This is a genomic window from Streptomyces galbus (genome assembly GCF_005280195.1).
Lineage (GTDB): Bacteria > Actinomycetota > Actinomycetes > Streptomycetales > Streptomycetaceae > Streptomyces > Streptomyces galbus.
Map to the genome: position 1 here is coordinate 133,006 of NZ_SZPR01000001.1, position 11,308 is coordinate 144,313.

Here is an 11,308-nt window from a genome sequence, read left to right on the forward strand (position 1 = left end):
CTCAGTCGGTGTCCTCGACCACCCCGAGCGCGCCGAGCAGTTCGGTGCGGTACTCGCTCAGCAGCGGGTCCCGGTAGGAGCGCGGGTGCGGCCGGTCGACGGTCAGGTCGAGGCCGATGCGGCCGTGGTCGAGGACGAGCACCCGGTCCGCGAGGACGATCGCCTCGTCGACGTCGTGGGTGACCAGCAGCACCGAGGGCCGGTGCCGCTTCCACAGCTCCCGCAGCAGCGCGTGCATCCTGATCCGGGTCAGCGCGTCCAGCGCCCCGAACGGCTCGTCGGCCAGCAGCAGTTCCGGCTCGCGCACCAGCGAGCGGGCCAGCGCGGCACGCTGGGCCTCGCCGCCGGACAGCTCGCTGGGCCAGGCCCGCTCCCGCCCGGCGAGGCCGACCTCGGCGAGGGCCGCGCGGCCCCGCTCCTCGGCGCCCCTGCCGTCCAGGCCGAGCAGGACGTTGGGCAGGATCCGGCGCCAGGGCAGCAGCCGGGAGTCCTGGAAGACCACCGACACCCGCTCCGGAGCGGTCAGCAGGCCGCTGCCGGTGACCTCGTGGTCCAGACCCGCGACGGCCCGCAGCAGGGTGCTCTTGCCGGACCCGCTGTGCCCGAGCAGGGCCACGAACTGCCCCGCGGGGATCTCCAGGTCGACGCCGTCCAGGACGGTCCGCCCGTCGAAGGAGCGGGTCAGCCCCTGGAGCCGGACGGCGGGACGGGTCAGCTGCTCAGTGTGCGGCGCCATGACAGCACCCTCCGTTCGACGAGACGGACCACGCTGTCGGAGACCAGGCCGAAGATGCCGTACACCACCAGGCCGACGAGGATCACGTCCGACTGGCCGTAGTTGGTGGCCTGGAACATCAGGTAGCCGAGCCCGCTGGTGGCGTTGATCTGCTCCAGCACCACCAGGCCCAGCCAGGAGCCGGTGACGCCGAGCCGGAGTCCCACGAAGAACCCGGGCAGCGCCCCGGGGACGACGACCTCCCGGACGAAGCGGGCCCTGGACAGGCCCTGCACCTCGGCGAGTTCGACGAACCGGTGGTCGATGCCGGCCAGCGCGGCGTGCGTGTTGAGGTAGATCGGGATGTAGACGACGATCGCGATGATGGCGATCTTGAAGGTCTCGCCGATGCCCAGCCAGAGGATGAACAGCGGGATCAGGCCCAGCGTCGGGATCGCCCGGTTGAGCTGCACGGTCCCGTCGATCAGGGCCTCGCCGGTGCGGCTCAGCCCGGACGCCAGCGCCAGCACGACGCCCGCGGTGAGCCCGATGGCGAACCCGTACCCGGCGCGCTGCAGGGAGGTGGCGATGTCCCCGGCCAGCGTCCCGTCGGTCCACAGGTGGACCCCGGTGCGCAGCACCGTCCACGGCGCGGGGATCGCGGCCGGGTCGAGGCGTCCGGCGGCGGAGGCGGCGGCCCACAGGGCGAGCACCAGCAGGGGCCCGGCCAGCCGTGCGGCGGGCAGCCGGCGGCCGGGGGCCAGGGCGCGGCGGCGGGTGCGCGGCCGTTCGTCGGGGGCGGCGGCGGGCGCCGCGGTCACGGTGGAGGTGGTCACGGCGGTCACTTGCGGTACTCCTCGGGGACGGCCTCGGCCGCGAGGGACTCGAAGCGGTGGTCGAACAGGGAGGAGACGTCGAACTTCTTCACGAAGCCGCCCTCCGCGAGCAGGTCGGCGGTCTCCTGCTCCCAGGCGATCGCCTCGTCCCAGCGCGGCGGGAACAGCGGCTTGTTGGCGAGGGCGGAGATGCCCCGGGCCTGCGCCAGGCTGAGGTTCTGCGTCTTGACGTAGAACTCCTCGTTCCAGACGTCCGGGTGCTCGTACTGCCAGACCAGGCCCTTGGCCCACTGCGGGATGTACGCGGCGACCGCGGCCGCCTTGGCGCGGTCCTCGAGCACCGACACCGGCGCCCACAGCAGGTTGAGCAGGTCGACGACGTCGGTGGTGATGGTGCGGGCGCCCTTCGGGCCGTACTGCTGGAGGTAGGCGGGCGCCTGCTGGTTGCCGAGCGGCGCGATGTCGACCTGGCCGGACTGCAGGGCGGTGAGGAACTGGTTGCTGGTCAGCGGCACCAGCCGGACGTCGTCGTAGGACAATCCCGCCTTCTTCAGGGCCCGCAGCAGCACCACGCCCTGCGCCTGGCCCTGGGAGAACGCCAGCTTCTTGCCCTTGAAGTCGGCGACCGTGCGGAGGTCGCTGCCGGGCTTGGTGGCGAACACGTAGTTCGGCTTGCGGGTCACGTCGATCGCGACGATCTTCGCGGCGAAGCCCTGGAAGTGCGCCTGGATCGGCGGGATGCCCGCGTTGTTGGCGAGGTCCAGGGACTTGGCGCGGAACGCGTTGATGACATCGGGACCGGCGCCGATGTTCAGCCAGCTCGACACCGTGAACGGCAGCTCCGGCAGTTCCGCCAGCTTGAACAGGAGCTGCTGCTGGTTCTGGAACGACGCGATCTTCAGGCGGGTGCCCGCCGGCACCTTGTCGGCGAGCGGGGCCGACGAGGCCCCCGCACCGGTGCTCGCGGCGCTGCTCTGGGCGCAGCCGCTGAGGCCGGCCACCGAGGCGGCGGCCCCCAGCACGGAGGCGAGGAAAACACGTCGGTCGTGGGACACAGGCATGGCGGAACTCCCGGGAAAGGGGCTGGAAAAGGGCAGGGCAGCAGAAAGGAAACGGGCGCGCGGGCACAGCGGAAAAGCGAACCGGAAGGCGCGGACCGCACTACACGGACCGCAATACCTGGACCGGAACACGCCGGCCGGGAAAGGGGAAACGCGCGTGACTACGCGTCGAAAGGCGGGAGGAGGGAGGCGCTCCCGGCGCGCCGGGGCGTCAGCAACAGAAGGTGCGACAGCTCATGAGCACCAGGCTCCCGGTCACGCTCGGCCCCTGTCAACATTCCGCGTTTCTGAATTAATTAAATCGAGGTGACACGCCCAGCGGGTCCCGGTAGAGCACGTCCAGGGTGACCGCGCCGCCCGCCACGGCCAGGACGGAATCGAGCGGAAAACTCGTCGGCGCGACACAGTCCGCCCGCGCGGGACCGACCTCCTCGCGCAGCGCCGCGAGGCAGTCCGCACGCAGCATGGCACCGACCTCGGTGACGACGACCCGCTCCGGGTTCAGCACGTCGAGCAGCAGCGCCGCCGCCCGGCCCACCATCCGCGCCCGCTCCACCAGCAGCCGCACCGCCACCGGGTGCCCGCCGGACGCCGCGGCCACCACCCGCATCGGGTTCGCCCCGTCGACGACCCCCGCCTCCCGCGCCCGCCGGCACAACGTCCGCTCGCTCAGCTCCGCCTGGAGACAGCCGACCCGCCCGCACCCGCAGGGCTCGCCGCCCCCGGCCAGCGGCAGGTGCGCGATGGCGCCCGCCTGGGAACGGGGGCCGTGGTGCACCCCGTCACGGGTGGCGAACGCCGCGTCGACCACGTTGCCGACGAACAGGTGCAGCAGGCTCCCGCCGCCCCGCGCCCGCCCGAACAGCCGCTCCGCGTTGACCAACGCCCGTGCGTGGCCGTCGACATGGACCGGCAGGCCGGTGCGGGCGCCGAGCTGCTCGCGCACCGGCACGTCCCGCCAGCCCAGCAGCGGATGCTCCACCACCGTCCCCGAGTCCCGGTCCACCCAGCCGCCCACCGCGACCCCGACGCCCAGCGCCGGGCGGCCCGTCCGCGCGAGCAGCGCGTCCAGCGCGCCGACGGCCCCGGTGAGCACCCGGGCGGGCTCGGGCGAGGCGTGCTTCACCTCCCGGCGGGCCAGCACCCGCCCGCGCAGGTCCAGCAGCGCGACGGTGGTGTACGGCACGGCCACGTGCACCCCGGCCACCACGAACCCGGTGTCGTCCAGCTCCACGGGGACGTGCGGCCGGCCGACGCGGGCGCCGGCCGTGCGGGGCGGTTCCGCCTCGCGGACCAGGCCGAGCCCGGCCAGCCGGGCGCAGTGCTCGGTCACCGACGCCGGGGACAGCCCGGTCAGCCGGGCCACGGTGCTGCGCGCGACCGGGCCGTGCTCCAGCACCGAGCGCAGCACGGCGCTGGCGCTGGTGCGCCGCCGGTCGGGGTCGGCGACCCGGGGGACGGGAGACGGGGACGGGCCGGCCGCCGCGGCGGCCGGAACGGCGGGCGTCTGGGTACGGGGTGTCGCGGTACGGGGCATCGGAGCTTCCTCGGGGCCGGTCCGGCAGTGCGCCATCACTTCGCTGCTCGCGCAGTGGGCGAGGCATGCCGGAGCGACTCCGCCGCCTCACCGCCGGGGGCGACAGGCGGCCGTGTCCACGCGCCGCAGGTCGACGTGGCGACGCGACGAGAAGTACCGGGACTGGGCGACCATGCGCCCGAAGCTAGCAAGGCGGCCGACGTCCTGCCCAGAGGGCGACCGAGCGCTGAGACACCGGGATGAGACGCCCCCGCCCGGATTGGCGGAACCCTACAGACGCCCCCCGCTCGGCCCGCGTCGTCCGAGCCACGCCACCTCAGTGACCGGAGTCACGTCGCAGCGCGTGTAACCGGCACTCTTTGTGCGGTCCCCATGAAGCCGGTGGCGGCGCCTTTGTCGACGGCTGACGGTGATCACGCCGGGCGCCCTGGGATAGCGTCACGGTGTCCAGCACTGCCCTCACCCCGCGGAGTCCCCATGAGCACCGCTGCCGCCGCACCGGCCCGTACCGGCGAGGTCCTCGCCGACCTCCTTCCCGCCTCCCGTCTGCGGGACGCGGCCCTGGTCCTCGGCGGCGCCGCCCTGACCGGGCTCGCGGCCCAGATCGCGGTGCCGGTCCCCGGCTCCCCGGTGCCGGTGACCGGCCAGACCTTCGCCGCGCTGCTCGTCGGCACCTCCCTGGGCGCCCGCCGCGGCTTCCTGTCCCTCGCGCTGTACGCGCTGGCGGGCGTCGCCGGTGTGCCGTGGTTCGCGGGCGGCGGCTCCGGCGCGGCGGCCCCCTCCTTCGGCTACGTCCTCGGCATGCTCCTCGCCGCCACCGTCGTCGGCGCCCTCGCGCGGCGCGGCGCCGACCGCAGCGTGTGGCGCACCGCGGCCACCATGCTGCTCGGCGAGGCGATCATCTACGCCGTCGGCGTGCCCTACCTGGCCCTGGCCACCGGCATGTCCGCGTCCGCCGCGATCGCGGCCGGCCTCACGCCGTTCCTGATCGGTGACGCCCTCAAGGCGGCGCTGGCGATGGGCCTGCTGCCCACCGCCTGGAAGCTCCTCGACCGCTGATCAACCACGAAGGGGCTCGCCGGACGTCCGTCCGGCGAGCCCCTTCGTCGTGGGTGCGGCCGTCTACCGCGGGGTGACCGCCTGGTCGCGGTCCTGTTCGCCGCCGTCGGTCACCTGCTGCGGCTTCCGCTTCGCCAGGGCCTCCTTGACGAAGGCGATGGCGAGGACGATCGCGGCCACGAGCAGCGACAGCAGCACCGTCTCGCGGCCGTCGTGCTCGGTGTCGGTGAGCATGTAGACGAGGACGAAGACGATCAGCCCGGCCGTCGCCCAGGTCAGGTACGGGTACAGCCACATCTTCACGACGAGCTTCTCCGGGGCCTCGGCCTGGATGATCCGGCGCATCCGCAGCTGCGAGAAGCAGATGACGAGCCACACGAACAGGGCCACCGCGCCACTGGAGTTGACCAGGAAGAGGAAGACCGAGTCCGGGAACTTGTAGTTGAAGAAGACCGCCACGAAGCCGAAGACGACGGACGCGACGATCGCGGTCCTCGGCACACCGCGCGAGGTGGTCCGGGCGAACGCCTTGGGCGCGTCGCCGCGCTCACCGAGCGAGAACGCCATCCGGGAGGCCGTGTAGAGGCCGGAGTTCAGACAGGACAGCACCGAGGTCAGCACGATGAAGTTCATGATCTGACCGGCGTGCGCGATGCCGAGGGAGTCCAGGGCGGCCACGTAGGAGCCCTTGTCCTTGATCGACGGGTCGTTCCACGGCAGCAGGCAGATGACCACCAGGATCGAGCCCAGGTAGAACACGGCGATGCGCCAGATGATGCTGTTGGTCGACTTGGTGACGGCCCGCTGCGGGTCCTCGGACTCGCCGGCCGCCAGCGTCGCGATCTCGCTGCCCATGAAGGAGAAGACGACCAGCAGCACACCGGTGAGGATCGCGCCGGGGCCGTGCGGCAGGAAGCCGCCGTGGTCGGTGAGGTTGGACACGCCCGCCTTGTCGCTGTCGACGCCGGGCAGCACACCGAAGATCGCCAGGCCGCCGACGACGATGAACGCGCCGATCGCGACGACCTTGATCCCCGCGAACCAGAACTCGAACTCACCGTAGGAGCCGACGGAGACGAGGTTGGTGGCGGTCAGCACCACCATGACGATCAGCGCCCAGCCCCACTGGGGCACGGCGGGGATCCAGCCCTCCAGGATCGTGGCACCGGCGGTGGCCTCGACGGCCAGCACGACCACCCAGAAGAACCAGTACAGCCAGCCGATGGAGAAACCGGCCCAGCGGCCGAGCGCGCGGTCGGCGTGGGCGGAGAACGACCCGGAGGTCGGGTTGGCGGCCGACATCTCGCCCAGCATGCGCATCACCAGCACCACGAGCGTGCCGACGAGGGCGTAGGAGAGCAGGATGCCGGGACCGGTGGTGCGGATGCCAGAGCTGGAGCCCACGAAGAGTCCGGCGCCGATGACACCACCGATGGCGATCATCGTCAGATGGCGGTTCTTGAGTCCGGCCTGGAGTCCGGAACCGGGTTCCCCGGATCCGTGCGGGCCTCCGTGGCCGCTTCCGGCCTTCGACAGGGTCGGCTGCGAAGTCATGGACGGATTTCCTTTGCGCCGCTTGAGGGGGTTCCTCGTACGAGCGGTGTACGAGTCGGTCCAGTGAATCGGAGGTGTACGGATCTGGAAACCTTTGATTCCGGATTGTTATTTGAGGTTTCCCTGAGGTTCTGTAGCCTCGGTCACAGGTCCTCCCGTCGGCCACCCCACGCTGCTGCCCCGTGGCCCCCGTGTCACACTGCACCCATGCGCGTGTATCTCGGCTCGGACCATGCGGGCTACGAACTCAAGAACCACCTCGTCGACTGGCTCAAGGCGGCCGGCCACGACCCGGTCGACTGCGGCCCCCACATCTACGACGCCCAGGACGACTACCCGCCCTTCTGTCTGCGCGCCGCGGAGCGGACGGCCGCGGACCCGGACTCCCTCGGCATCGTGATCGGCGGCTCCGGCAACGGCGAGCAGATCGCCGCGAACAAGGTCAAGGGCGTCCGCGCCGCCCTCGCCTGGAGCGAGGAGACGGCGTCCCTGGGCCGCCAGCACAACAACGCCAACGTCGTCGCCGTCGGCGCCCGCATGCACAGCACCGAGGAGGCGACGAAGTTCGTCGAGACCTTCCTCGGCACCCCGTTCTCGGGCGACGAGCGCCACGTCCGCCGCATCGACATGCTGGCGTCCTACGAGACGACGGGCGACCTGCCCCCGATCCCGGCGCACCACCCGCAGCAGTAGCGGCAGACGCGCGGGGGCGCAACGGGACGGGACGAGACGGGACGGAAGGACAGGATCAGCGTGCCGGAGGGGCACACCATTCACCGGCTGGCCGAGGACTACGCCGCCCACCTCACGGGCGACGTCACCGCGACCAGCCCGCAGGGCAAGTTCTCCGACGCCGCCGCCCTGATCACCGGAACCCCCCTCGTCACCACCGAGGCCCACGGCAAGCACCTCTTCCTGGGCTTCACCCCCGACACCTGGGTCCACATCCACCTCGGCCTCTTCGGCAAGGTCACCCTCGGCCCCGCCCCCGCGCCCCCGCCCACCGACACCATCCGGCTGCGCCTGACCACGGACACCGGCTTCGCCGACCTGCGCGGCCCCACCACCTGCGCCCTCGTCACCGACGACGAGAAGCGGGCGGTCCACGCGCGCCTCGGCCCCGACCCGCTGCGCCCGGACGCCGACCCCGCCCTGGCGTACGCCCGCATACGCCGCAGCCGCACCACCGTCGCCGCCCTGCTCATGGACCAGAAGGTCATCGCCGGCGTCGGCAACGTCTACCGCGCTGAGGTCCTCTTCCGCCACCGCATCGACCCCTACCGCCCGGGCCGCGACATCACCCCCGCCGAATGGGACGCGCTGTGGACCGACCTGGTCGCCCTGATGCGCGAGGGCGTCCGCACCAACCGCATCGACACCGTCCGCCCCGAGCACACCCCCGAGGCCATGGGCCGCCCGCCCCGCGTGGACGACCACGGCGGCGAGGTCTACGTCTACCGCCGCGCGGACCGGCCGTGCCACCTGTGCGGCACCCCCGTCCGCACGGCCGACCTCGCCGCGCGCAACCTCTTCTGGTGCCCCACCTGCCAGACATTCTGACCCGGACCCACTCCGGACCGGGGAGAACCCTGTCAGGACGCGCGCGGCGTCAGCACCCGCGCGGTGCCGGAATCCGGGGGCATCAGAACCCGTGCGGCAGCCACGGCGCCACCGCGCTGCCGAACCCCACCGAGGCTTCGGCGAGCGCCCCGCCGCGCAGCTCCCGCACCCGCCCGGCCGCCGCGAGCGACGCCAGCGACACCCCGCCGAGATAGGCCGCCCCCAGCTCCCGCACCGACAGGGCCAGATCCGCCGCGTCCGTCGTACGGTCGCAGCTCGCACCCTTGGCGTCGCCGCTGAGCCGCCAACGCCCGGCGTTCCAGGGGCAGAAGTCGTCGGCCACCTCCAGCACGACGTCCACCGGCGCCTGGTACGTCCGCGCCTGGAGCGCCGCCCCGACGTCCACCGGCCGCACGTACAGCGCGTCGCGCACCTGCAGCCCGCACCGCCGCACGTCCGACACCAGGTACTGCCAGTCCTCGTCGACCGGCCGCCCGCGCGTCCGCAGCGACGACGTGAGGTCCAGGTCGAACAGGAACCGCCACAGCGCCGCCCGCGCCGCCGGGTCCACCCCGGCCAGGTCCTTCAGCAGCACCTGCCCCTCGGCCCCCGAAGGCGTCCACTCCGGCCGCACCCGGTACCGCGCGAACCCGACCGTCTCCCCGTCCCGCTGCGCCAGCACACACTGCAGCGGCGACGCCCCGCCCCGCTCGCTCTCCGGGTCCAGCAGGCCCACCCGCTCCCAGCCGGGCCGCCGCGCCAGCATCCCGGGCCGCTCCGGCACCGTCCGCGCGTACACCGCCTCGCACACCGCGAGCGCGTCACCGGGCGCCGCGTACCGCAGCCGTACGTCCTCGGTGCCGGGCGGCACGGACAGCCGCACCCGCGCCGTGTCCACCTCCGCGCTCAGCGCGAACGTCGCGGCGCCGTACCCGAACCGGCCGTAGATCGCCGGCTCGGACGCCGTGAGCACGGCCAGCGGCTCGCCCCAGGACCGCACGTCCTCGAGCTGCCGGCGCATCATCGACGTCAGCACCCCGCGCCGCCGGTGCGTCGCCGCCACGCTCACCATCGTCACGCCGGCGGCCGGCACCGACGCCCCGCCCGGCACGGTCAGCCGGAACGAGAACGCCCCGGCCGTCCCCACCCACGCGTCCCCGTCCCGCACCCCGAGCGACCGGTCGCACTCGGTCAGCGCCCGCCACGTCGCGCGCTCCTCCGGCGCCTCCGGAACCCCGCCGAACGCCCGCAGCAGCGTGTCGTACCACCCGTCCCAGTCGTCCTGCCGCAGCACCCGGAGGTCGCCCGCGAAGCCACCACGCCCGCTCATGTCACCGTCTCCTCGGTCGGTCCCCCGGTCACCATGGATCCATCCGTACCAGGGCCGTGCGGACCCGGGCGAGGCAATTTCCCCTTCCCCGGGGCGCGAGCGCTTTCCGTGCAGTTCACTGGAGTCCACTGTGAAGTCGGGCCCCGGACGGGGGACAAGTGGGACCTCCCGTGCCAAGCAGCGGGTTCGATGGATAGGGTCCCGAACTGATGGCAGCAGGACGAGGGCGGCGCGCGGAAGCCGAGACGGTCACGGCCCGGTTGAAGCACTTGATGCACCGGGTCCGCACCGGCGTGCGCAAAAGCGCCGTCGACTACTTCCGCGGCGACGGCTCCGACTGGATCGCCCTGGCCGGCCTGCTGCTCACCGTCCCGCTCATCGCCGCCGGCACCCTCGCCGCCCCCGTCTGGTGCTCCCCGGCCGCGCTGGTCCTGCCCATCGTCGCCGGCGGCCTCCTGCTGCGCCCGGCCAGCCTGCTCGGCCTGTACGCGGCGGCGGCCACCGCGCTGATCGTGGAGTCCGTGCGGCTCGGTCCCTACACCGAGGGCGGCGCCACCCGGGTCACCCCCGGCGTGGTCCTCGTGGTCGCGGCATGCGGTTTCTTCGGCCTGCTCATCGCCCAGTTCCGCAGCCGCGTCGGCGTGCCCTGGCGGCGCGGCGGCACCATGCTGTTCGACCTGCGCGAACGCATCCGCGTGCAGAGCAAGCTGCCGAAGCTGCCCAAGGGCTGGCACCAGGAGATGGCGCTGCGCCCGGCCGGCGGCCAGTCCTTCTCCGGCGACTTCGTGGTCGCCGCCCGCACCAACGGCGGCCGCACCCTGGAGGTCGTCCTCACCGACGTCTCCGGCAAGGGCATGGACGCCGGCTCCCGGGCCCTGCTGCTGTCCGGCGCGTTCGGCGGCCTGCTCGGCTCCCTGCCCCCGCACGCCTTCCTGCCCGCCGCCAACGGCTACCTGCTGCGCCAGGACTGGGAGGAGGGCTTCGCCACCTCCATCCACCTCGTCCTCGACCTCGACTCCGGCGACTACGAGCTGTACTCCGCGGGCCACCCGCCGGGCCTCCAGCTCAGCGCGGGCAGCGGCCGCTGGGAGGAGAAGGCCGCCGAGGGACCACTGCTCGGGGTGTACGAGGGCGCCCAGTTCGACCCGGTCAAGGGGTCGCTGCGCGCCGGAGACGTGCTGATGCTGTTCACCGACGGCCTCGTCGAGACCGCCGAACGCGACATCGCCGAGGGCATCGACCGCCTCACCGGCGAGGCCGACCGCTACGTCGCCGGCGGCTTCCACGGCGCCGCCTGGCACCTGATCGAGGCGGTCGCCAAGGACGTCAACGACGACCGGGCCCTGCTCCTCATCTGCCGCGAGGGCCCCACGGCCACGTCCGCGCCCCGCTGACCCCGCGCGCCGAACGCCCCTTGTGTCCCGTTCCGCGCCCCCATGACACGGTCATGGAACTGTCGCATGCACGTAACTAGGGCCGGATCCCGATTGCTTCGGCAATCGGACCCTTGCTACAGATGGGATGCGTACAGATGTGGCAGACAGACCCCAACGGGGGAGGGCGGGTTCGGTATGAAGTTCGACATGGGTGCGCAGACGCTGTCGACCCTGATGCGTGATTCGCGCGGCTCCAGCGACGATCTCGGTTCGCTGATCC

At 72.8% G+C, this 11,308-nt stretch carries 10 protein-coding genes; 4 read left to right on the top strand and 6 right to left on the bottom strand.

The window, feature by feature from the left end; all coding sequences use genetic code 11:
* Position 1 precedes the first annotated feature (1 nt).
* The 4 genes from E4U92_RS00580 to E4U92_RS00595 form a co-directional block, all read right to left on the bottom strand.
* Positions 2-736: an ABC transporter ATP-binding protein gene (locus E4U92_RS00580; RefSeq protein WP_137298226.1), complete on the bottom strand. Its 735-nt coding sequence runs from the start codon at positions 734-736 to the stop codon at positions 2-4.
* Positions 712-1,560 (bottom strand): ABC transporter permease, encoded by an 849-nt coding sequence (locus E4U92_RS00585; RefSeq protein ID WP_137298227.1) that lies wholly within the window; start codon positions 1,558-1,560, stop codon positions 712-714. Before E4U92_RS00585 ends, E4U92_RS00580 begins: the two co-directional genes overlap by 25 nt.
* Positions 1,557-2,612 (bottom strand): ABC transporter substrate-binding protein, encoded by a 1,056-nt coding sequence (locus E4U92_RS00590; RefSeq protein WP_137298228.1) that lies wholly within the window; start codon positions 2,610-2,612, stop codon positions 1,557-1,559. The genes E4U92_RS00585 and E4U92_RS00590 overlap by 4 nt, the downstream gene beginning before the upstream one ends.
* Before the next feature lie 292 nt (positions 2,613-2,904).
* A complete protein-coding gene (locus E4U92_RS00595) occupies positions 2,905-4,149 on the bottom strand; it encodes an ROK family transcriptional regulator (RefSeq protein ID WP_137298229.1) in 1,245 nt (414 codons plus the stop codon).
* A 477-nt stretch (positions 4,150-4,626) separates the two neighbouring features.
* Between E4U92_RS00595 and E4U92_RS00600 the strand changes: the two genes are divergently transcribed.
* Positions 4,627-5,208, top strand: a complete 582-nt coding sequence (locus E4U92_RS00600; RefSeq protein WP_137298230.1) for a biotin transporter BioY — start codon at positions 4,627-4,629, stop codon at positions 5,206-5,208.
* Between the two features lie 63 nt (positions 5,209-5,271).
* Here the strand turns inward: E4U92_RS00600 and E4U92_RS00605 are convergent, their stop codons facing one another.
* Complete coding sequence (locus E4U92_RS00605; protein WP_137298231.1) at positions 5,272-6,762, bottom strand: amino acid permease; 1,491 nt, start codon at positions 6,760-6,762, stop codon at positions 5,272-5,274.
* A gap of 207 nt (positions 6,763-6,969) precedes the next feature.
* On the opposite strand from E4U92_RS00605, the gene E4U92_RS00610 reads away from it, so the two are divergent.
* Positions 6,970-7,455, top strand: coding sequence for a ribose-5-phosphate isomerase (locus E4U92_RS00610; protein WP_137298232.1), 486 nt, complete (start codon positions 6,970-6,972; stop codon positions 7,453-7,455).
* Positions 7,456-7,515: 60 nt separating this feature from the next.
* Positions 7,516-8,322, top strand: a complete 807-nt coding sequence (locus E4U92_RS00615; protein WP_137298233.1) for an Fpg/Nei family DNA glycosylase — start codon at positions 7,516-7,518, stop codon at positions 8,320-8,322.
* An 82-nt stretch (positions 8,323-8,404) separates the two neighbouring features.
* On the opposite strand, the gene E4U92_RS00620 is transcribed toward E4U92_RS00615, so the two are convergent.
* Positions 8,405-9,652, bottom strand: a complete 1,248-nt coding sequence (locus E4U92_RS00620) for a GNAT family N-acetyltransferase (protein WP_137298234.1) — start codon at positions 9,650-9,652, stop codon at positions 8,405-8,407.
* 209 nt (positions 9,653-9,861) lie between these two features.
* Here E4U92_RS00620 and E4U92_RS00625 point away from each other — a divergent pair, with 209 nt between their 5' ends.
* Positions 9,862-11,046, top strand: a complete 1,185-nt coding sequence (locus E4U92_RS00625; protein WP_137298235.1) for a PP2C family protein-serine/threonine phosphatase — start codon at positions 9,862-9,864, stop codon at positions 11,044-11,046.
* Positions 11,047-11,308 lie beyond the last annotated feature (262 nt).

What these genes read in the sequence shown, in the direction of transcription:
- E4U92_RS00590 (WP_137298228.1), bottom strand. Translation starts at nt 2,612, where the DNA reads ATGCCTGTGTCCCACGACCGACGTGTTTTCCTCGCCTCCGTGCTGGGG.
- E4U92_RS00605 (WP_137298231.1), bottom strand. Translation starts at nt 6,762, where the DNA reads ATGACTTCGCAGCCGACCCTGTCGAAGGCCGGAAGCGGCCACGGAGGC.
- E4U92_RS00595 (WP_137298229.1), bottom strand. Translation starts at nt 4,149, where the DNA reads ATGCCCCGTACCGCGACACCCCGTACCCAGACGCCCGCCGTTCCGGCC.
- E4U92_RS00620 (WP_137298234.1), bottom strand. Translation starts at nt 9,652, where the DNA reads ATGAGCGGGCGTGGTGGCTTCGCGGGCGACCTCCGGGTGCTGCGGCAG.
- E4U92_RS00580 (WP_137298226.1), bottom strand. Translation starts at nt 736, where the DNA reads ATGGCGCCGCACACTGAGCAGCTGACCCGTCCCGCCGTCCGGCTCCAG.
- E4U92_RS00625 (WP_137298235.1), top strand. Translation starts at nt 9,862, where the DNA reads ATGGCAGCAGGACGAGGGCGGCGCGCGGAAGCCGAGACGGTCACGGCC.
- E4U92_RS00600 (WP_137298230.1), top strand. Translation starts at nt 4,627, where the DNA reads ATGAGCACCGCTGCCGCCGCACCGGCCCGTACCGGCGAGGTCCTCGCC.
- E4U92_RS00610 (WP_137298232.1), top strand. Translation starts at nt 6,970, where the DNA reads ATGCGCGTGTATCTCGGCTCGGACCATGCGGGCTACGAACTCAAGAAC.